Origin of the sequence: Saliphagus sp. GCM10025317 (genome assembly GCF_042663665.1) — an archaeon.
In the GTDB taxonomy this organism is placed as follows: Archaea; Halobacteriota; Halobacteria; order Halobacteriales; family Natrialbaceae; genus Natronosalvus.
This window is the reverse complement of record NZ_JBHTAQ010000005.1, coordinates 2,279,323-2,299,375: the sequence shown is the minus strand read 5'-3', so window position 1 is coordinate 2,299,375 and position 20,053 is coordinate 2,279,323. Positions and strand designations below refer to the sequence as shown.

General features: G+C 53.8%; 19 protein-coding genes and 1 tRNA gene. 12 read left to right on the top strand and 8 right to left on the bottom strand.

Annotated features, from left to right (window positions below; translation table 11 throughout):
* Window positions 1-96 precede the first annotated feature (96 nt).
* The 6 genes from ACFQS4_RS13245 (at window position 97) to ACFQS4_RS13220 (ending at window position 6,796) form a co-directional block, all read left to right on the top strand.
* Window positions 97-2,925: an Env/VP5 family phage fusion protein gene (locus ACFQS4_RS13245; protein ID WP_497901950.1), complete on the top strand. Its 2,829-nt coding sequence runs from the start codon at window positions 97-99 to the stop codon at window positions 2,923-2,925.
* Between the two features lie 2 nt (window positions 2,926-2,927).
* The gene (locus tag ACFQS4_RS13240; RefSeq protein WP_497901949.1) at window positions 2,928-3,542 is read left to right on the top strand and encodes a DUF8063 family protein; all 615 of its coding nucleotides are present in this window, start codon (window positions 2,928-2,930) and stop codon (window positions 3,540-3,542) included.
* Between the two features lie 104 nt (window positions 3,543-3,646).
* Window positions 3,647-4,324 carry a DUF8125 domain-containing protein gene (locus ACFQS4_RS13235; RefSeq protein WP_497901948.1) on the top strand — a complete coding sequence of 226 codons (678 nt, stop codon included), beginning with the start codon at window positions 3,647-3,649 and terminating at the stop codon, window positions 4,322-4,324.
* Entirely contained in the window at window positions 4,281-4,772 is a 492-nt protein-coding gene (locus tag ACFQS4_RS13230; protein ID WP_497901947.1) for a phosphatase PAP2 family protein, read from the top strand. Before ACFQS4_RS13235 ends, ACFQS4_RS13230 begins: the two co-directional genes overlap by 44 nt.
* Window positions 4,765-5,733 carry a hypothetical protein gene (locus ACFQS4_RS13225; protein ID WP_497901946.1) on the top strand — a complete coding sequence of 323 codons (969 nt, stop codon included), beginning with the start codon at window positions 4,765-4,767 and terminating at the stop codon, window positions 5,731-5,733. Before ACFQS4_RS13230 ends, ACFQS4_RS13225 begins: the two co-directional genes overlap by 8 nt.
* Before the next feature lie 154 nt (window positions 5,734-5,887).
* Complete coding sequence (locus tag ACFQS4_RS13220; RefSeq protein WP_497901945.1) at window positions 5,888-6,796, top strand: hypothetical protein; 909 nt, start codon at window positions 5,888-5,890, stop codon at window positions 6,794-6,796.
* Between the two features lie 329 nt (window positions 6,797-7,125).
* On the opposite strand, the gene ACFQS4_RS13215 is transcribed toward ACFQS4_RS13220, so the two are convergent.
* Window positions 7,126-7,515: a hypothetical protein gene (locus tag ACFQS4_RS13215; protein WP_497901944.1), complete on the bottom strand. Its 390-nt coding sequence runs from the start codon at window positions 7,513-7,515 to the stop codon at window positions 7,126-7,128.
* A 967-nt stretch (window positions 7,516-8,482) separates the two neighbouring features.
* Here ACFQS4_RS13215 and ACFQS4_RS13210 point away from each other — a divergent pair.
* Window positions 8,483-10,666: a P-loop NTPase fold protein gene (locus tag ACFQS4_RS13210; protein WP_497901943.1), complete on the top strand. Its 2,184-nt coding sequence runs from the start codon at window positions 8,483-8,485 to the stop codon at window positions 10,664-10,666.
* A gap of 388 nt (window positions 10,667-11,054) precedes the next feature.
* Here the strand turns inward: ACFQS4_RS13210 and ACFQS4_RS13205 are convergent, their stop codons facing one another.
* A complete protein-coding gene (locus tag ACFQS4_RS13205; RefSeq protein ID WP_497901942.1) occupies window positions 11,055-11,366 on the bottom strand; it encodes a winged helix-turn-helix domain-containing protein in 312 nt (103 codons plus the stop codon).
* 585 nt (window positions 11,367-11,951) lie between these two features.
* Between ACFQS4_RS13205 and ACFQS4_RS13200 the strand changes: the two genes are divergently transcribed.
* The 3 genes from ACFQS4_RS13200 (at window position 11,952) to ACFQS4_RS13190 (ending at window position 14,073) form a co-directional block, all read left to right on the top strand.
* Window positions 11,952-12,302, top strand: a complete 351-nt coding sequence (locus ACFQS4_RS13200; protein ID WP_497901941.1) for a site-specific integrase — start codon at window positions 11,952-11,954, stop codon at window positions 12,300-12,302.
* Between the two features lie 558 nt (window positions 12,303-12,860).
* Window positions 12,861-13,025, top strand: coding sequence for a hypothetical protein (locus tag ACFQS4_RS13195; RefSeq protein ID WP_500193616.1), 165 nt, complete (start codon window positions 12,861-12,863; stop codon window positions 13,023-13,025).
* 100 nt (window positions 13,026-13,125) lie between these two features.
* Window positions 13,126-14,073 carry an HNH endonuclease gene (locus tag ACFQS4_RS13190; protein WP_497901940.1) on the top strand — a complete coding sequence of 316 codons (948 nt, stop codon included), beginning with the start codon at window positions 13,126-13,128 and terminating at the stop codon, window positions 14,071-14,073.
* 128 nt (window positions 14,074-14,201) lie between these two features.
* Here the strand turns inward: ACFQS4_RS13190 and ACFQS4_RS13185 are convergent, their stop codons facing one another.
* The 4 genes from ACFQS4_RS13185 to ACFQS4_RS13170 form a co-directional block, all read right to left on the bottom strand.
* Window positions 14,202-14,534, bottom strand: a complete 333-nt coding sequence (locus ACFQS4_RS13185) for a DUF7344 domain-containing protein (protein ID WP_497901939.1) — start codon at window positions 14,532-14,534, stop codon at window positions 14,202-14,204.
* A gap of 141 nt (window positions 14,535-14,675) precedes the next feature.
* Window positions 14,676-14,951, bottom strand: a complete 276-nt coding sequence (locus ACFQS4_RS13180; RefSeq protein WP_497901938.1) for a HalOD1 output domain-containing protein — start codon at window positions 14,949-14,951, stop codon at window positions 14,676-14,678.
* Window positions 14,952-15,411: 460 nt separating this feature from the next.
* Complete coding sequence (locus ACFQS4_RS13175) at window positions 15,412-15,678, bottom strand: DUF7521 family protein (RefSeq protein ID WP_497901937.1); 267 nt, start codon at window positions 15,676-15,678, stop codon at window positions 15,412-15,414.
* Window positions 15,675-16,001 (bottom strand): helix-turn-helix domain-containing protein, encoded by a 327-nt coding sequence (locus ACFQS4_RS13170; protein WP_425499148.1) that lies wholly within the window; start codon window positions 15,999-16,001, stop codon window positions 15,675-15,677. Before ACFQS4_RS13170 ends, ACFQS4_RS13175 begins: the two co-directional genes overlap by 4 nt.
* A gap of 148 nt (window positions 16,002-16,149) precedes the next feature.
* Between ACFQS4_RS13170 and ACFQS4_RS13165 the strand changes: the two genes are divergently transcribed.
* Window positions 16,150-17,871: a carbamoyltransferase family protein gene (locus ACFQS4_RS13165; protein WP_497901936.1), complete on the top strand. Its 1,722-nt coding sequence runs from the start codon at window positions 16,150-16,152 to the stop codon at window positions 17,869-17,871.
* 15 nt (window positions 17,872-17,886) lie between these two features.
* On the opposite strand, the gene ACFQS4_RS13160 is transcribed toward ACFQS4_RS13165, so the two are convergent.
* Window positions 17,887-18,333, bottom strand: coding sequence for a response regulator (locus ACFQS4_RS13160; RefSeq protein ID WP_497903199.1), 447 nt, complete (start codon window positions 18,331-18,333; stop codon window positions 17,887-17,889).
* Window positions 18,334-18,809: 476 nt separating this feature from the next.
* Here ACFQS4_RS13160 and ACFQS4_RS13155 point away from each other — a divergent pair, with 476 nt between their 5' ends.
* Window positions 18,810-19,646 (top strand): glycerophosphodiester phosphodiesterase, encoded by an 837-nt coding sequence (locus tag ACFQS4_RS13155; protein ID WP_500193607.1) that lies wholly within the window; start codon window positions 18,810-18,812, stop codon window positions 19,644-19,646.
* 150 nt (window positions 19,647-19,796) lie between these two features.
* On the opposite strand, the gene ACFQS4_RS13150 is transcribed toward ACFQS4_RS13155, so the two are convergent.
* A tRNA-Glu gene (locus ACFQS4_RS13150) sits at window positions 19,797-19,871 on the bottom strand.
* Window positions 19,872-20,053: the final 182 nt, after the last annotated feature.

The following is a 20,053-nucleotide window of genomic DNA, read 5'->3' as shown; positions in this document are numbered from 1 at the left end:
GCAGAGTGGTACAGCAAGACAATCACTGGCTATAACGTCACGGCCTCGGCGCTCGTCGTCGTGCTCGTCGGCCTCCGCGCAGCGGGGGTGATCTGAGTGTCTACCGACGCGTACGATCACGGCTGCACGCTGACGCGCCGACAGGCGCTCAAGGCAGCGTCAACGCTCGCGCTCGCGACGGCCACCGGGGCGGCCTCGAGCGGCTCGGCGCTCGCGGCTGATGGCCTCGTCGATGGCGTCGTCTCGTCGATCGCTGGCGCGGCCACGTCCGAAGGCGCTGGAGCTTACGCGGTCGCCACGATCTCGCCGGTCGGCTTCTTCGGCCTCGTCGGCTACACGCTGCTCAAAAACGACGTGAACGAGTCGCCGAGTGGCGACGAAGCAATCTTACACAACCTCGGTGTGTCCGAGTACGAATCGCTCACGACCCACGAGGTCACGTTCTCGAACCGGCTGACGGATACGCGCCCAGTCGCCTCGCTCGAGGCGCGTCACGGGATCGCGTCGGCCTGGGAGGATGGCGATAGCTCCAGTGTCGCCTACGACCGGGCGATGCAACGTATTCGCCAGTATTACGAACTCCCTGAGTACAACCACTACCATGTCACGGCTAAGTCGCTCCTGCAACTCGGTTTCGCGGCTGGAGTTGCGAAGGACGACCTCGACGACGACTCCTGGGCTGCCGCTGTCGGGACTGACGACGGCGGTAACACGATTCAACTCCGGCTACAGAGCACGACCGAGGCTGCCGACATTTCGCTCCACGATGGGACGGCCATCTGGAATGTCTCGCCGTCGGAGGAGGAAATCGAACCGGTCCTCGGCGACGGTAGCAAAACGCCGTATGAAATCCCTCGGGTCGAGTTCTACGACACTTCGAGCAGCACGGTGCTCGAGGAGGCGCCGATTCTCGACCAGTCGGTCGTCGACTCCTGGGACGCGACGAACGAGGAGGTCACGTATGAACTGAGCGACGGGACGACTGTCTCGACAGACCTGGACTTCACAATCAAGAGCGTCAGTGCTGCCGACCTGCAATCGGCTCGCGTGTTCGACGGACGGGAGTTCTTCAAACTGCTCGACGAAATCAAGTCGCTCTCGGATACGGTGACGGGCAACTACTCTGAGTCGTTCGTCTCCGACATCTACGCCGAGCTGGACGCTGGTAACATCACGCCCGACCAGGTACGTTCGCCGGAAGGTATCGCACGGTTCCTCTCGGGGACGGATGACGTGTCGGATGAACGATTCCGCATTTCGATGCTTCAGCAACTCGGGATGGTGCAACCGGACTTCTCGAAGATTCGTGGAATGTCGGTCAACTGGACGGGCGCGACCGAGACCTGGGTCGACCCGGACCCGAATCTCTCTGACCGCCACGCACACCCTGATGGATTCGTCGAGAACGAATCGTATTCTGGTGTGCTGTTCGGGGCCGATCTCCCTGGCTCCGGGTTCCAAACTGGTGGCCGGTACTACGTCGGAAACTTAGTTTACGGCGTTGGAGACGGTGAGATTCGGGCATACGACCATCACTCGTTGGAGTTCAAATTCGCGATCCAAACCGCCTATTCAAACGATGTGGCGGTCGGAGACGGCGTGATCTACGCGGCTGGTCCCGACGGTGTCGCCTGTTACAATATCTCCGATGGTTCCGAGGTGTGGACGAGTGCGGATACGACGGCTGTTGATCAGTTGGTCTATTCGGCCTCGACCGGCACGATCGCCGCTGGTCGGAGCACTGACAGCACTGTAGCCATAATCGGTGATGCAGATGGGTCTGTTCAGCAGACGATCAGCGCCGGGAACGTTGACGCTCTCGAGATGACGCCCGATGGTTCGATCGTGTACGTCTCGAACCAGGGTACGAACGAGGTGGAGGCATACGATACCTCTGATGGTTCTACAATTTGGATCAGTAATAGAAATATCTATTACGCGAGTAATCTCGCGTTGTCTCCTGACGGGAATTACCTCGGCTGTGACGGTCTCTCGAACACGACTTACCGATCCTATGCCGTCCTCGACACCTCGGACGGGACGGAAGTCTTCGGCAATGATGGTGCGGGTACGCGGAATGCTGTGGCACTAACAAATGACACTCTGTTGGTGAACGGTGACAGTCTCAGGGCTTACGATTTCACCAACACGTCGCTATGGAATGACGCCGATGCGCCGTCGGGGGGTCTGACGGTATCACCTGACGGCTATCTGGTCAGTGCGTCTGGTTCCAGTATCTCCGTCCGGGATATCACCACCGGCGAAGAACTCCGTTCGGGTAACTCTGGCGCTGACTCTCCAGCTTACCAACGGGTCGATGACCTCGACGGCATCGCGTCGAAAGCGATCATGTTCGATGAGTCGACCGACAAGACGAACGGCCAGGGGCCGGTCGACCTCTGGCACGGCGTGCTCGAGGTCACAGAGATGTGGGACGCTGGCAACGCCACGATCACCCACGTCGACGACCAGACGATCTCCGACCTCGAGGCGCTGTCTGGCACGCCGGACTCGATCGACACGATCGTCTCCGAGATGGACCAGTTCGACAGCGTTGATGATATCAAGTACACGAAACACGTCCTCGCGATTCTCGAGCACTACGGGATCGAGGACTCGACGAGCGTCGGCGAAGACGACTCGAACGACGTGGTAGTCGTCGAACCGGACTGGCGGGAGCCTGAGTATGATACTTATAATTCTGCCGAGTTCGCAGAGTACCTGAACAAACTTGAGACGTACCTCGAACAACTCCGAACGGAGGAAGACGATACGTCGTCTGGAGATGGCGACGGCTTCTCGTGGCCGTGGTCCGACTGGGGCGGTGGCAACACCGGCATCATCGTGATGCTCCTCGCGGGCGCTGCTGGCCTCGCGATGCTGTCCGACGACGGCGACGGCGGTCGCACCAACACCCGCAACTAACCATGTCTCGAACATTTCTTTCGCTGCTGCTCGCCGTAGCGATGGCGCTCGCGCTGCTCGCTGGCGGCGCAGCCGCACAAGAAAACAATTCGACGCCCGTCGATGACGATCTTCCCGGCGACCCCAACGGACCGGACGCTGGCGCACCCGGCCTCGAGGACGATCGCGACGACGACCAGAACGAGAACCGATCGGAGACGTACACCGAGATCGACCAGTACGCCTGGGTCGAATCGTGGTCGTACGATGACGGTCGCTTCACCGTCACCGTCGACGCCGACGAGGCTGTCGACGTGATCGTCATGGAACCACTGGACTCCGAGGACCAGGACTCGGGCACGCTGAACGCTCGCGTCATCGCCCTGGACGGCGAGAACTCGCGCACGGTCACGATCGAGGCTGACGGCGACGTGATGGTCGTTACCGAGAACGTCTTCACCACTCAGGAGTACGCCACGCTGGACAAGGGCTCGGACGCGCTGATCGGCGGCCCCTGGACGCACAAGGACTCGCAGTACTCGGCGATCGGCGCCGGGCTCGCTGTGATGAGTGGTGTGATCTGGAAGGTGTTGAAACGAAAGACGGGACTCGATCTCGATCCAAAGAGGTTGGCCTAATGACTGAACAAACTCAATCCACCGACTCACCGGGCCCGGATGATGAGCCGTCGCGCCTGAAGGTGTTCCGATATATCTCGAATAATATATTTAAGATACTATCGGTGCTCCTGCTCGGCGTCGCCGTGCTCATCGTGCTCGGCTACACGCCGTCGCTCGAACGGTGGCACAAGATTGTCGGGCTGGCGTTCCTTGCGTTCATCTTCCCTGGTCTCTATACTGGCGACGTAGTCAAAGAGCAGATTGAACCAACGTTCGTCTACCTCGTGGACGTCGAACGTGAGCTCACCGACGGTGGACTCATCGAAATAACGCCCAGTGATTTTCAGGCGATGACTTGTACGGATGGTTCTCCGCACCAGGCGGCTCCCATGTTGTACTGGGTTCGTGGTGTCGATCTCGACGAAAGTACATATGAAGGAACGTGGGTCGGAACGCTCTCCGATCGCGAGCTCCTGACTGGACTACAGGCCGTGGCTGAGTGTCGCGGAATGCTCGAGGAGGACGCTCGAAAATTATTCGCGCTCGAGGCTAACCTGTGGTCGATCGTCTATCGGGCGACGAAAGACGCGACCAAATCCGTCGTCGAAACCTTCGAGGAAGGGACGCTTCCCGATCGGGGCGAAGGCGTCGACGTGGCGGTCAACGACGCACTCGAAGACTTCGGCCTTCTCGAGAAGATGAACGAACTCGATCAGGACGACCTCGACCTCGAGGCTGACCTGGACGACCTCGATTTTGAGCAACCCGAAGAAACGTTACCGAGGCCTGCCGATGACTGATCTCGTTTCACTCGCGGCAATGCTGACAAATCTCGGTGACTATCATGTTTTGGTCGCTATCTCGATCGCGTTCGCGCTCGTGGTTCGTCCAGGAGACGTTCGGCCTCTGGTTTTGACACTCGGTGCTATTGTGCTGGTGACTGCACTTAAGACCCACTTCGCAGTCCCACGGCCTCCAGGTGCGACGGCTGGCGGCTACGCCTTTCCGTCCGGTCACGCGACGGTTTCGCTCGTGACCTATGCCTCGATCGCACTGCTCGAGGACCGATCGATCGGTTGGCGAACCACGATCGCGGCGCTGCTCGGTTCGTCGATCGCGCTCACTCGCGTAATCATCGGTGTGCATTACTGGAGTGATATCATCGCTGGCCTGCTGCTCGCGACGGCGGTGCTCGGCCTCGCGTTCGGACTGTCTCGGTACCTGAAACCGAAATTCACCCATGACTGATACCGACGAAAACCTGCTCACGATAGCCAAATTACAAGAACAAATTGCTGGTCGCCTAGACGGCGGTGACGATATTCGTCCGCACGCGGCCTACACGACTGAACACACGGCGGCGCTCTCATTCGTCGAGGACGTGCTCGCCGATGCCGACCAGGTCCAGTTTCGTGACTCAGATCTCGGGAGTGTCGTACTCCCGAATCTAAAAACGCAAGCGGCAACGCAGGCGGTGAAATCGAAAGACTTCGCGCTCGCATCCTACCTGGTCGGCGTAACGGAACAGGACCTCGACGCCTCGTCGGTGTCACTTCCTTCGAGGATCATCGCGCAGCTCGAGGCTGACGGCGCACTGGCGACGATTCTCGCTGCTGGAGCTCCGAACTCTGGTAAGACGAATAGCGTTTGGTTGCTCGGGGAGATCGCGAAGGCCTGGTGGTCGGACCTCCTCGTTATCTCGAACGCACGGGCAGATATCGTAGATCATCGCGTGACCTCAGCGCACGATCTCGTCATTACCCTGCTCGAGCATCGCGACGTCCCGAAAATGGTCGTCGTCGACGAAGGATCGACGCACTTCGACGCCCGAACGTATTCTTACGAGGTGGCGAATCAGTGGTCTCCGCTGATCAAGCGAATGAGCAAACTCGGTGTGGAGGTTTGCGCGGTGATCGGCCATACGGGAAAGGACGTCGACCCAGAAGTGAAGCGATTGACGAATCTGGCGCTGTTTAAGTCGGCTCCCGAAACGGCTGAGTTCTTCTCTGAGTGGCCTGCTGAAAGCGATTTCCCGGCTGATCGTCTGTTCGGTGGTTCGCTCGAGAACCTTGAGGCGACCTCGACGGGCTATGACCCGGATGAACCTGCACCCTGGGCGTGGAACCTCCGCGCTGGGCTGTTCGCTGAAGACTTGAACTGGAACGAACTGCTCGAATTGCTTCACGAATCGGGACCGGTTGACTCCTGATTGACCTTACTTAGATATTTACCCATATACCGGGAAAGCGAGCCAATATAACGGAGATTTGTTGGAACGCACCTCAAAGTTCGGAACTGATTGCTGCTGTTCACTGTTTCAGGAATGCGAGGATTCATATCGTCAGGATAGAATGTTTCGAGAGATGGCGGACTCTAACCGATTAGTTGATTTAATATTTGAGAAAAAGCAACCGGAGTCCGTTGATTTCGAGATAGCGTTCACTGCCTTAGTCGCAACAGCTACTCTTGCTTCCATCAATTCGGAAACAAGACATTCGTTGATAATTACCCTCTGTGCTCTTTTTTTGCTTGTGTTAACTCTCGTTCGTAGGATGGGAATTATTGGAAAATTTGCCGAAGAAGAGTCAATCCTAAACGGAACTGTACGACTGGTTGAGCTGTTAACAATCGTATGCGTGCTTCAGATTAGCACCACGGTTCTAAGTGTAGCGGGGGATTGGGCGACAAGGCCCATTGTGGTTTCCCTCATACTGATAGGGACGGTCTTGTTCGTTGTAGTGCTACAGGAACTTATTTTCAGAGACTATCGAATCTGGTGGGGTTCAGCGTTTTTCACGAAAGGATTGGCCGTTCAGAATGGGAAGGAGAAGACCGATAATCCGTTATATCACCTGTCACTGTCTGTACTGGCAACTTTTTACTATAAGTTTGCATACCTCATTTTGAAGGAACCCGGCGTTATCCCTGAGAAGGACATTAAGAAGTGGAATTCTCTTCGTGAATTTGTCGAAGAAATGGACAAGGATGAACAGTCGCACCCGAGTGCGGCTCGGATGTTTTTTGCAAGCGGAATTATACTCGTTACGGGATACGGTACGGTGAGTTGGATATTGTCGTTCACTGGATTCCCTATAGTAGGTGGTCTACTGTTACTGACCGCAATTATGGCCGTTCGACATCTTACTGGGTTCTGGTATCTGGCATACGGGTCTCAATCGCTCAGTCGGTTTCTCCAAGGAAACACACACCATCTTGCAACAATGGGGGTTTATGGAGGTGTCAGCTATTGGCTGTTCTTCTATGTATCATAGCGACGGAGAGACTTTTTCGATATTGCCGAATTTATAGAAATTCGACACGGAGAAAACTGCAAGACGCGCCCTGTATTCAGCACAATCATAAGAAACTATCACCGATTATGGACTTCAACAGAGTGTCCTGATTCGGTGTGGTCCCCTCCAGATTTTCTTGCGATATCCAGTTGGCCTCGACCACGATCGGCGCGCTTCCCTCCAGGAGCCACCCACCAACCCACCGACCCACTTCGTCGGTGTCGATCGTCAATACTGATCGAATCTAAAGGCCGAATTTGCGGCCGAAGTCCCTCCTTGTGGGGGCTGAGGCCGTTTCTCAAATGGTTTCAATCAACTGAAGTGATTCTAGTAGTTGTACCGGCTTTGTTTATTCCAATAACACCATCACCTGACTCACATTCGAATGATGATCCGGTACTTGTCCCTCCATTAACGCCGTCCTCGATGTCTGAAACGCTTTCTACGTCTGCGCTGCTACAGAATAGTCCATCTGCGTTTCCGAGGTCGGTTATAGTAACCGTGTTTCCGTCTACACTCGCAGCTGCGTTTACATGCTCTTCTTGAGGCTCGTCTTCGCTTTTACCTCCGTTTCCTTCATCTGTATCTCCGTTTCCTTCCTCCTCGTTTTCACTGTTATTGTCTTCGTCACTGAGACAACCTGCTAAGGAGCCAAGGAAGCCGCAGGCACCGATCAAGAGTGTTCGTCTTCGAACCATGAAATAACGGTATTCCAACAATACATGAACCCGTCGATTTTGCCCTCAACCAACTGCTTGTTTAAAATAGAAATAAACATTCGACCATATAATTTAACTCACGATATTAGAGCAGAGACGGTATTCGATATATAAAACCAATGACGAGAAATAGCGACCCAAATATTACATCAATCGTCCGATTAGTATCCCTTTCAACACCTAAGTCATTAACTCGCCAATTCCCATCTTCATCTCTTGTATTTACTGTAGATCTTGATTTCTGTTTAATTACATCATCTCCCTGAAATAGCCCGCGTGCAATGATCAAAGATCCTACTACTCTAATTGATAGAGCGGCCGTGTCTGTGTACCCAGGTAGTAACGACCCGGCTATGATTATAAATATTAACACTGATGCATATAGACAAAACTTTTTATGAAATGATTGAAGAAAAATCGTCCTAGGACTAAGACCTGAATCTTTGGTCAGCACGTTTCCGCCAATTGTGTCATGTTTTCTATTGAGAACTCTTATCAGAAACGTCCCTATTCGGTCGGTCAACCATTTTGAACCATCATATATTGAAGATCGAAATTTGAGTAAATAACCTACGCCATGATTCTTTAGACCCATTATTGTAGAGAGGTTGGAATTAGATTTCAATAAACATCTACGTTTCTCGTCCATTTATAAACGGGTTCTAAGTAGTTCGTCCAATTTAGTTCATTCAGCTTTTGAATCAATGATAGCGTAGCAGCTGCCTGAGTCTTGTAGTACCCTGATGTGGGATTAGAATCTTTATCTGAATACTTAGATATCATCCCACAGGGCTTCAGTGTCAGTTCTAATTATATCTCTTTTAATAACTCGTCCTGTGGGTTAAGAGTCATTGTTGGTTTTTGGCTTCTTGATGCTTTATAACCCGCACACCAAACAGTGTCTTTAAATGATTAAAGTTCAATGGATCAATCATTGGGAGACAACATGAGTTCCACAAGATCTGCTGTTCACAAGCCAAACCCAGATAATTCCGTAGAATTCGGTCAAGAAGAGCTAGGGGAGCAGATTGCTCAGCAAGTCAAGAAGGATCCTATGATTCATATTGCTGTCAATGGGCCATGGGGGACCGGAAAAACCACTATATTAGACTTAGCTCAGGAAAAATTCGATGAAGAGAATGGCGATATTATAACTATTTGGTACGAGCCGTGGCGATATGGACCTGATCAAACAACCCTACGCCGAACATTCCTAAAAACCTTAGACAACCAGGTAGCAGATGAAATTAACAAAGATCCGATCTTAGAGACAACCCAGTACCATTTTGAGTCTTCTAGGTCAGAACTGAAGTCGATGAGCGAGTTTCTCATTGACTTCTTGAAAACACTTCGTGCACAACTCACTTTTATTGCGACGTTCTCATTTATCATATCTGTATTTTTTATTGCCGGATTGCTTGTATTCTCTCTAAATTCAGGTATCTTAACCTCGGTTGGAGGAGGACTGCTTTTATTCTTATCCTATCTCCTATTTACTTCGCTTATCGTATACTCTCGAAACGATTTAGGTTCCGAATTGGCATCAAAAACCACCTTTGACGTTAAAGAACCAAAAATTAGTGAAATCGATCTGTTTGAAGACCGTTACAAAGAAGTTCTGAACAGAGCAGGAAATAACAACAAGAAGGTCGTCGTGTTTATTGATGACATCGATCGTTGCAGTAAGCAGGAAATTCGTGAAGTCATCACAGGATTATCAACTTACCTTAATCCAGATAACGGAGGTGCAGAAATTGCATTTGTCGCTGCAATTGACGGGCCAAAGGTAATCAGAGCCTTTGACTCAAATGTAGAGGACGAGATTGATCCTAATATTATTTATAAAACGTTTCAGGTTGTCATACCTGTGCCTCCTCTATCTCGAGAGAATATAGTGGAGTTGATTAATCACACCACACAAGAGATTGATTATAATATTACAGATGCTGAAGCTGAACGCATAGCAATGGCATCTGCTGCATACGCTGATTCCAATCTTAGGACAATTCGTTCGGCTCTTTGCGACGCCCAATGGATGAAAGAACTAGGCTCAGAGTACCTAGATAATTTCGATCTCGAGGATAGTCATTCGGTCAATGAGATTTTGGGCAGTGATTCTGCCCTTTATCGAATTGCATTGATTAAATTGCTGAGTGATGATAAAGACTTGAGGAATTTTGTTACTGATGCCTCAATGTGGGTCAATGAGAAACGGGAAGGCAACATAAGGTGGGGTCTATTTGATTTACAACCAAAATTTGATCGTAATGAGCTGGATCCGCGCCCATTCTTAGCTCTGAATTCTCCAAGCGATAGCGTGGCGGGAGTGGATGATATGAGGGATATTTTGAACCACATCAATAATGGCAATCTATCCAATGCAAGCAGACTATGTCAAAAATACGATTCACCAACTCGTCTGGATATATGCTATCGCATATTAGATAGTGTGACAACCAATGATACTGATGAAGACATCGCAAATGCTTTAACGTTTGTTATAGGGCGAATGCAAGAATCCTCGAGATCACTTGATTCTCGAAATAACGATATTTTCGAAGAGTGTCTGAATTTGCTTGATGATGGTGGGATAATTAATAAAATTAACAAAAACAAGTATCCGCAATGGCTCGAGGTAGCATCAATTATTGGTGACAGTGCATTGGACGAGATATTGGATACTAGGTCGGTGTTTATGAGAAGGGACAAACAACCCTTCCTTCAACAGTTAAGTAAAGTGGCTACTCAATATGACCATGAGATCGTAGACCGTATCTTGGAACTTGAAATTAGCGAATTATCCAACGATCCATTACGATCCTCTCAAAGAGTATCAAACATATTCAAAGATGATGTGGTAATGAAATCTAACAAGGCCCCGGACTATTTACTTAAACTCGTAGAGAACTGGGACTTTGATAATAGAGATCAGGGGCCAAACAAATCAATTTTTGTTGATGAAGTTGTTGGAAAACTACATAAAGAAGAGTATTCAGAGGAAGCCGAGAAGATCTATTCAACATCTGTCCCTCATGGCCTGGAATTCAAAAAGGATCTATACGATCTGAAATGGCCGGGAGCTCGCACTTCTGAGTATCAGGAAGAGTCTGAGCAGGATAATACGGAATAATTAGAATTGGCCTATTTCTCAATTATAAAATCATTCAGTGATATTTGCTTCAGGCCATCTGTTAGTTGCTGGTCATTATATTCACCGTTTTACCCTTCACTTATCTGAATAGAGTTACGAGAAGGTTTTGGGCGAAGCTGCATATCAATACATCCACTAAGATAGTCTGAACCATCCCCTGTGATCTCATACATATTACTTCCTTCGAAGATTGGGGCTACAAGTCCCACTTGAGTTAACATTGAGCAACGTTCAGCTACTCGCCTACGGGATGCATTGAATTTCATTGCTTGGGACATAACATAAGGAGTAGACCAATCTTCTTCTTCAAGATGTTCTAATATTCGCTCATCTAGTGTACACATCCATCTGGCAGATTTCCGTCCACTCATGATTTCGATTTCCCTCTAGCCGTTGGCCCATCGTTTGAACTGTTCTCGTTCAAATAGACCTCATTTTCTGCGTCATATTCTTCATCGAGATACGCTCTACCTCGATCTGTGATAGTGTAAACCCCATTTCCGAGAGGAGTGAGAAGCCCATGTTCAGCTAATTTTTTACAGCGTCTCGATACAGATGATTGAGAAATTCTGATACTATTCCGTTCAGCCAGATCGCCGACCCTCCCAGCATCCTCGCTTCTGATAATTTCTAGAATTCGGTCGTCCCAAATCGTCATCCATGTCCCAGATTGTCTCATTACTCCCGTATTAGGATAGTCTTACCTAACACTCCGCAATTAGCTACTTTGGTTCAAATATGGTAAGATCGAATAACCGATGCATTTATGCAATATTCCTCTAATCATGGTAATCGGAGCTACCAAATCGGCTGAAGATGACTCTCATTGTCATCTAAAGTCGAGCGGCGCTGGCACGCCGCTCAGAAAATAGCTCCGTTCGAACCATGAAGCACGGAACTATTGCGGGGCATCCGCCCCACAGACGGCAAGAGGAATCGCGCACCCATAATTTTGCTAGTTTTACGTCAGAGGCTACGTGCGCTTGCGGTGCTCGAGCACGCGGCCTCGACGCTCGCCTCGAGGAGCCAACGTGCAAGCGCTGCGCGAAACTCCAATCGAATAGCGTCGTTCGTCAACTCCTCCAGGAGCCCGCGCCGATCGGCCCGAAAGGAGGTGTCGATTCGTGAGCCACCGTTGCATCATCTGTAACGTTCTCGGTAATGCTCGACTCGCGGTCACTCGAGAATACGGCGCGTGCTGGCTCTGCGAGGAGTGCGAAGCTCGCGAGTACCCGAACGAAACGCCGATCGTGGAGGTACAGTGATGGCACCGAACCATCGCGATGCCCCCGACCTCGACATTCGCGAGGCCACGGAACTCTTCATCACTCGTCAGCGACCGAACTGGAAAGGCGAAACGGCTCGGTCGTACCGGAAGGGACTCGATTCGTTCGAGGACTTCGCCGCGGACCACGATCTCGAAACCCTCGACGACCTTGACCTCTGGGAGGTCGGCAAGTACACCGACTGGCTGGTGCAAACCGACTACGCACGCGCAACGATCTACAGCAAGCAGAAGATGGCGCGTACCTGGCTCAAGTGGCTCGAGTCTCAGGGTCTTGTCGATGTCGGGACTCACCTCGCCATCGAAACGCTGCGCCTCGAGGACAGCTAGCAGACCAGCTCGGATATTCTCCGACCGGACACTCTTCGCGAGTTCCTGGAGTTCTACCGCGACTCGATTCAGTGGCGGGCAAAGCGATGCCATGCGCTCCTCGAGGTCATCGGTCACACGGGCGCGCGGCGATCGTGCATCCGAGCGCTGGACGTCCAGGACTACGACCCGGAGACTCGAACGCTGAAGTTCATCAATCGACCCGAATCAGGAACTCGATTGAAACGCGGCGACACTCACCAGCGAAAGGTAATCCTCTCGGAAGAACCCAATCGCGTTCTGAACGAGTACGTGCAGCGTGACCGCTACAAGAAGCGAGACGATAACGGACGAAAGCCGTTGTTTTCGAGTATTCGAGGTCGACCCTCGAAGAGTACGATCACGAACTGGCTGTACGTCGCGACGCTTCCATGCGTCATGCAGGAGTGTCCGCACGGAAAACAGCGCCACAACTGCACCTGGACGGAACAAACCCACGCCAGTAAGTGTCCGTCGTCAACGTCTCCGCACCCGATTCGTCGAGGCAGTATCACCTGGCAGTTGAATATCGGTCGGTCGATGCAGGACGTTGCCGATCGGGCCGCAACGACTCCCGATGTGATTCGGCGGTACTACGATCGGCCCGATCTCGACGAGGAGCTGCGTCGACGGATCACGAAATTCGATGGCATCGATATCTGCGTTCATATGGATCCGACGGATTTCGAGGAGGTGGACGCATGATCGCCCGCTGTGTAGTCTGGGTTTGGCGAAACCTTCTCCCCAACGCCCTCCGACCCCATCCCTCTGCCGCGAACAAACACGTGAGCGGCAGGTATGTGATTTGGAGGGATTTGAGCCAGAGAGCAGCTTTTCTGCGACCGTGGTTCAAATCCCTTCGACCTACTTGATCCTCTCAGCGGTAATTTCATCCAAAATTATATTTCTCCTGGGTTATATCTTTGCTCGCATGGGTGTTGTACGTCGCGAAGGGAATTGGCGTCTGGAGAAAAAGGATAACGGCCTCTATGAAGCCACTTACAAAGAGAGAACAGAGGCAATTATTACCACGCCAAAGTACGACCCGGGAATGTTCGACGATCGAAACGCCGCTGGCGTTCCGATGTATGAGGCCGATTCAGCAGCAGAAGCCCGATCGGTCTTTGAAGATATCGTCGAAACCGATTCGGCATCCGTTCTCCCGAGTCTCGGGCTATCTGATGCTGGAATTGGACTGGGTTATCCGTCTGGTTCGACTAATGAGGGGCAGTCTGGTGTGGATAGTAAACTTCCGCCTGGTGGGATAGCGTTAGTAATGTTGCTCGCTGGTGGATTGTTTCTTTTCTCGTCTTCGTTCGACTTTGGAACGCCAGTGTTCTACATAAGCTCGGCGCTCCTCCTTGGAGGTCTTGCAATCTTCGGCTGGGCGATCGCGCTTTACAATCAAGAGGGGGCCGCCGAGGCTTGGACTTTTCTCACCACAGTAAACTCGAACGACGAATCAGATACCGCTGGTGACAACGAGGATAACGTTAAGCGAACACCGCCCGCTCCACAATCGTTGAAAGATGAACTGTATTTTGATCGTGCGAACCAGCATTGCGAATGGTGTGATAACCGGACGGATCACCCGGAGGTCCATCACATCAAGCCTCGTAGTGAAGGCGGTCCAAACGACCCTTCAAATCTGATCGTTCTCTGCCCTGACCACCACCGGAAGGCCGATAGCGGAGGAATTTCACGGACTAAGTTGCGAGCTAAGGTTAGACGACAGGCCAAATCAGCCACGTAGAATCGGCGTTGATCCCCAGTTTGAATTATTTTACTTGAGTTTGTGATACACACTGAGAACAGGAGGAGAAATCTATTTCCAACGTGGTAAGGGGCAGTGCTGGTATCTACTCGAGCCAAAACTTCGCCTCATTCTTCCGGTTCTTCCACTATCTTTGCGATTGTGAGCAGGGCATCGAATTCCTCGGGTGAACCCTGGACCTGGATGAGCCCCTGTTCCCGATCGTACTGGATGAAATCCACTTCAGCAGATTTTGGCAGGTGGACGTGTTTCAGATCGAGAGCGATCTCTTCGAATCGATCAAGACTCCCATCAGCCTCGGGCGGGTCATCTTCCCACGTCTCTATTTGTTCCACCACTTCAGAAACGGCTACTGGGCCGTCTTTTTCGTAGAGACAATACAAAGCATATCGCCGTCGTTGATCTTCCAACAGTTCAAAGATTTCGTCCAACGTAACCATATGCAATATTTGCCGTGTTAGCATTTAACGCTCTCCACCACCACCCTCTCACGTTATTCTCGTACAATTACATCCGATCGACCCACCTGCGTCGAATCAACTATTCGCCAGACGTGGATCGGGCAAAAATCGAGAGCTGGACTATTCGTCGCTGACGACGACCTCGTCTCCCTCGATCTGGACGTCGTAATCGGCGACAGAAAAAGAGATCGAAACGTGATCAGAAGCGGAGACGAGTGTATCGAGAGCGTCCGGATCGACTCGTTCGTACAACGTCGTATCGAGAGCGGACGAAACGTCGGTTATCTCGACGTCTTCAGCGTGCGCAACGGCGTCGATTACGGCGATGCTCGGCCTCGTCACCGACCAGTCGTACTCCTCCCGTACTGAACCGTCATCCGCATTGTGACCCCCCATGCATCTACTTGCGACTTCAGAGGGAAATATTTGCCGTCAAACGACAGAAAACGGCACTCTCAGCCAGGTAATACACAACTTCTAAACGATACTATTGCTACAGCTGGTCTCTTCTTTGCGCCTTCGCTACGCTCCCGACGAGTAGGTTCCGCACCAGTGCTCGGCGGGCGTCTCGCGAACCCGGTGTCAGTTTCCGTCACATGCGAAGTGCTGTCCTGGCAGCGGTCTCGACGTCCCGTACGCAACGCCCAGGGTGCGACGTCCTCGTGCGAGACGTCGAGAACGTCGTGCGACCAGAACCCACAGCGGCGCTCAACGAATAGGCGAGTCGCTGCTGGGTGCTGGTGGCAGCCGCGAGGAGCTATGCACCAGAAGCAGAAAATAACGCATCTGGATCGAGGCTCGAGTCGTCCGTCGCTCGACGGCACCAGTATTGACAGCACACAGAGTACTGCGCCCGTTACTTCACGAGCGACACGAGCACGAGCACCAGTCCGCTCGAGACGATCGCCGACTGGATGAGTCCGGCCGAAAGAATCGAGAAGCCGAACGTGTGATAGATGAGTCCCTCACAGATCGCCCCGGCGGCAATGAACACGAATCCCGCCGAGACGTAGAGCATCGGCTGACTCTGGTTCCGACGGTAGCCGTGGTACGCGAGCAACGCGACTGCCAGTCCCAGGATGAACGTGATCAGTTTAGCGGCGACGAGCGATGGCCCGATCATCGTGATACTCGCATATCGTCCCAGAGTTCCGTGAAATTGTCCGCCAACGTATCGCAGGTATCGACGGTGAGCGTAAACTCGCCTTCCGAGAGGTCGACGTGGAGTCCCTCGAGGACGGTTTCGAACTCGCGTCTGTGCGTTCCATCCGAATCGATCGACGTTCGCTCGTCGAGAAGTCCGTGGTCCTGTAGCGTAGAGACCCGACGGTACACCGTCGCGAGCGAGGCGTCACAGGCGTCACTGAGCGCTTTTGCGGTCATTGGCCCGTCGTCAGCCGCGACGAGGATTCGACGGGCGTAGTCGTCCGCCAGGACTTGAAACATATCCGATGAATCTCCCATTGCCTCCTGGTTCACGGCCAATCGGTCACCCAACGTCGGCAAATAAGCTGCGATTTTCCAGTCCAGCAAAAGACCACGGGTGTTTTGTGTGTCTCTCGATTCGGTACGAGTATCGAAACCAGTCGCCACCATGACGGATTATCTACTCGCATTTAAACCCGCGATCGGACTGTACGGCCAGCACGATCCCAGTGCGGTCCTCTTCGAGAACGGGGTCCCCGTATTCGGCGTCGAGGAAGAACGCTACACGCGAGAGAAACACGCGACGGAAACGTTCCCCTCCAATGCCATCGAGGCGTGTCTCGAGTACCGCAACCTGGATATTACCGAACTCGATCGTATCGTCTTGCCCTACGATCCGACGCTCCGCGGGAAGATCACCGCTCACTACGTGACCGACGCAATCCGTGCACCCGGATTCGGCCGGACGCTGTCTGCGCTCGAGGAGGCGCTCGTCACGCAGGTTCGGAGCCGATTCTTGCCGACTCGACAGATCGAACGTCGCCTCGAGGCCTTCGGTACGCCGTTGCCGCCGGTCGAGACGATCGCTCACCACCGCTGCCACGCGGCGAGCGCGTTCCATCCCTCGGGGTTCGACGAGGGGGTCGTTCTCACGATCGACGCGAAAGGCGAGTACGACTCGACGGTCGTCTGGCACGCCACCGAGGACGGCCTCCGACGGGCCCGGACGTACGAACACCCCAATAGCCTCGGACTGTTTTACGCCATCATCACGGAGTACCTCGGCTACCGCATGTTCAACGGCGAGGGGAAGGTCATGGGACTGGCACCGTACGGCGAGGACAACACCGAAATCGAACACACCCTCCGTACGCTGATCGAAACGGGCGTCGACTACGACGTGACCAGCCTGACGAAACGCTGGGGGACCGGTCACGGCGTGGAAGCGCTCGAGGAGGCGTTCGACCGCCCCCGAAGCGAGACGTCCGGCGAGTTCGACCAGTGGGAGAAAGACCTCGCTCACACGGCCCAGAAGTTGCTCGAGGAGACCGTCGTCGACATCGTCGAAGCGGCCGTCGACCGCCTCGGGACGAGAAAGGTCACCATGGCCGGGGGCGTCGCGCTCAACTGTAAGCTGAACCAGCGCGTTCGCGAGTTGCCCGTCGTCGAAGAGACGTTCGTCCAGCCAGTCGCTCACGACGCCGGCCTCGCACTGGGGGCTGGCTGGGCGCGTCAGCGACCAATCAACGTCGACCGGCAGACGCACGTCTATCTCGGCCCCGAGTACGAAACCGAGGAGATCAGGTCGACTCTCGAGACGAACAAACTCTCCTACGTCGAACCCGACGACCTCGAGCGCTACGTCGCCGAACGGATCGCCGATGGCGACCTGGTTGGCTGGTTCCAGGGTCGCATGGAACTCGGGCCGCGAGCCCTCGGCGCCAGAAGTATCCTCGCCGATCCGCGAACGGCAGCCTCGCGCGACCGAGTCAACCGGTTCGTCAAACACCGCGAGGAGTGGCGTCCCTTCGCGCCGTCGATGCTCGAGTCGGCCGCCGAGGAGTACCTGGTCGATGGGGAACCGGCCCCGTTCATGATCGACGCGTTCGACGCAAACCCGGAGACAATCGAGGACCTCGAGGCGGTCTTGCACCCCGCCGACGATTCGACGCGACCGCAAACGGTACGGGAAGACCAGCATCCACGATACCACCGGCTCATCTCCGAGTTCGCCGACATCACGGGCGTTCCCGTCGTCCTCAATACGTCGTTCAACGACCACGCCGAACCGATCGTCAGAACGCCGACACACGCGATCAAGGACTTCTACGGAATGGGACTGGACGTACTCGTCCTCGAGGACCTCGTCATGGAGAAAGAGTCGGCGTAGAACGCGAGTCGCCGACTACCGCACCCACGTCGGCAATCGAACGACCGAGAGCCAGAACGTCTCGAGCGACTGGATCGCCTCGATGAACTCGGTGGGATCGACCGGTTTGGTGACGTAGGCGTTCGCGTGGCGTTCGTACGATTGGCGCATGTCCTCGCGGCTCTCCGAGCTGGTGAGTACGATCACCGGAATCGTCATGAGGTCGGGGTCGGATTTGAGTTCCTCGAGTACTTCCACGCCGTGTTTCCGAGGTATATTGAGGTCGAGTACGACGAGATCCGGGCGCGGTGCGTCCTCGTACGCACCGCGCCGGTGACAGAACTCGAGCGCCTCGATTCCGTCTTTCGTGACGTGGAGCGTACTCTCGCTGTCGCCGGTCGCGAACGCCTCGGTGACGAGCCGAATATCACCCGGATTGTCCTCGACGAGGAGAATGTCGGCCGAGGGTTCGCCTTCTTTCATCGTTTCTAGTCGGTAGATGGGGTAAATGAGTATATCGGCCCGAATCGGGGAGTCGGCCAGGTGGAATACGATCAGGGACGCGTCGCCGCGGTCATCTACCATCGATGGAAGGAACTCGAGCAACGTAGGGGGATTGATCTGATCGATTCCTCTTCGACCTGCGTATCCTCAACACGGACTCTATCGATCGTGAAGAAAATTAGCGTCGAAACCGTCGGGAGAAATCCCGGTTCTCACAACAGCTATCATTGGCGACGTCATCGGCGGGTTCAACGTTGATACGTGAGCGGAGACGCTTCTGGCGAAGTAGTCTCATGAACAGTGGGTGGTATCGATCGGCTGCTCACTGGCCAACTGGAGGTCGGATGTCGGTCGGCACTGAATTTTGAGAATGCATTGACGGGTCACTCAACAGTATTCCTCAAAATATACAGGTAATAGATTATATACTACTGTAATGAGTCGGTATATGCATTATGCAATTAAAGATGCTGAAAGAAAGACTGTCGCGACGAACCGTATTGAAAGCGAGTGCAGGCGCACTCGGCCTTGGATTGCTAGGCAGTACTGGAAGCGCGCAGGGTGGTCGAGAAAAGGACCGTGGATCACGAGACGGGCCCTACATAACGGCCCACCGAGGGTACAGAGACGTGTTCCCCCAGAACACGCTTGCGGCCGTCGAAGGCTCGTCGCGGCTCGGCGCTGATAGGATCGAAATCGACACAGAGGCGACGAGCGACGGGGAAATCGTCGTCTTCCACGACGCGCGTCTCGATCACCTCACGGACAAAGAAGGGCTCGTCAGCGAAACGCACTCCGACACGGTCCTGGAGGCGGAAGTACTCGACTCCGGGGAGACGATCCCGACGCTGGCCGAAACGTTCGATGCGGCCAGACCAGACGTCACGATCAACATCGAATTCAAAGATCGAGGGCCCCTCTCCTGGGAGGAGTTCGCGGAGCGGACACTGCGTATCGCGTCGCGATATCCCGGCGACTACTACGCGTCCTCGTTCGATCCGGACGCGCTCAGAGCGGTTCGTAACGTCGACCCGAGCGTCGCCGTGGCACCGATTTTCGGGCGGAACAAGGACGAGAATCTGGCGATCGCTAGGGAGCTGGATGCTGAAGCAGTCAATCCATCGACCGGCGTGCTCGACCGTGACCTCGTGGAAACCGCACACGCGGAAGGTCGCGAGGTCAACGTCTGGACGATCGATAGCTGGCGAGAGGCACAGGAGCCAATCGAGTTGAACGTCGACGGCCTCATTGCGGACTATCCAAACATGGACACCTTCGCGACCAACAACTAACCCGGTCCTCGAGAGGTCACGATTACCGACCGAATTTCGATTTCGAAGGCATCGAACCTCGTAGACGCAAGTTTCACTCGAGTGGTGCGACTCGTCGATTCAAATCCAGAGCGTGTGCGTTTGGCTCCCTCGCAACACTCGGTCGAGTAGTGCTCCGTCTGGGATTTGAACCCAGGTCATCGGCTCGAAAGGCCGAAATGATTGGCCGGACTACACCAACGGAGCGGGTCGCATCCAATCGTTTCCCGGGGCTAGTAAAAAGCGTTCCGTTCCGCGGCGAGGGTGATAGCCCGTGACGAACGCCTCGAGTCCTCCGCTATCGTGTCGAATCATCCGCTGGCGCCTCGAGTCCCACTTCCGCCGGGAGCCTTCGCCACCTTCTCAACGCTTTTCGTCCAGGCGCGCGA

Excerpts from the sequence above, each read along its gene's own strand:
- ACFQS4_RS13240 (WP_497901949.1), top strand. The coding sequence starts at position 2,928 with ATGTCTCGAACATTTCTTTCGCTGCTGCTCGCCGTAGCGATGGCGCTC.
- ACFQS4_RS13225 (WP_497901946.1), top strand. The coding sequence starts at position 4,765 with ATGACTGATACCGACGAAAACCTGCTCACGATAGCCAAATTACAAGAA.
- ACFQS4_RS13220 (WP_497901945.1), top strand. The coding sequence starts at position 5,888 with ATGGCGGACTCTAACCGATTAGTTGATTTAATATTTGAGAAAAAGCAA.
- ACFQS4_RS13215 (WP_497901944.1), bottom strand. The coding sequence starts at position 7,515 with ATGGTTCGAAGACGAACACTCTTGATCGGTGCCTGCGGCTTCCTTGGC.
- ACFQS4_RS13210 (WP_497901943.1), top strand. The coding sequence starts at position 8,483 with ATGAGTTCCACAAGATCTGCTGTTCACAAGCCAAACCCAGATAATTCC.
- ACFQS4_RS13205 (WP_497901942.1), bottom strand. The coding sequence starts at position 11,366 with ATGAGACAATCTGGGACATGGATGACGATTTGGGACGACCGAATTCTA.
- ACFQS4_RS13200 (WP_497901941.1), top strand. The coding sequence starts at position 11,952 with ATGGCACCGAACCATCGCGATGCCCCCGACCTCGACATTCGCGAGGCC.
- ACFQS4_RS13195 (WP_500193616.1), top strand. The coding sequence starts at position 12,861 with ATGCAGGACGTTGCCGATCGGGCCGCAACGACTCCCGATGTGATTCGG.
- ACFQS4_RS13185 (WP_497901939.1), bottom strand. The coding sequence starts at position 14,534 with ATGGTTACGTTGGACGAAATCTTTGAACTGTTGGAAGATCAACGACGG.
- ACFQS4_RS13180 (WP_497901938.1), bottom strand. The coding sequence starts at position 14,951 with ATGGGGGGTCACAATGCGGATGACGGTTCAGTACGGGAGGAGTACGAC.
- ACFQS4_RS13175 (WP_497901937.1), bottom strand. The coding sequence starts at position 15,678 with ATGATCGGGCCATCGCTCGTCGCCGCTAAACTGATCACGTTCATCCTG.
- ACFQS4_RS13170 (WP_425499148.1), bottom strand. The coding sequence starts at position 16,001 with ATGTTTCAAGTCCTGGCGGACGACTACGCCCGTCGAATCCTCGTCGCG.
- ACFQS4_RS13165 (WP_497901936.1), top strand. The coding sequence starts at position 16,150 with ATGACGGATTATCTACTCGCATTTAAACCCGCGATCGGACTGTACGGC.
- ACFQS4_RS13160 (WP_497903199.1), bottom strand. The coding sequence starts at position 18,333 with ATGAAAGAAGGCGAACCCTCGGCCGACATTCTCCTCGTCGAGGACAAT.
- ACFQS4_RS13155 (WP_500193607.1), top strand. The coding sequence starts at position 18,810 with ATGCAATTAAAGATGCTGAAAGAAAGACTGTCGCGACGAACCGTATTG.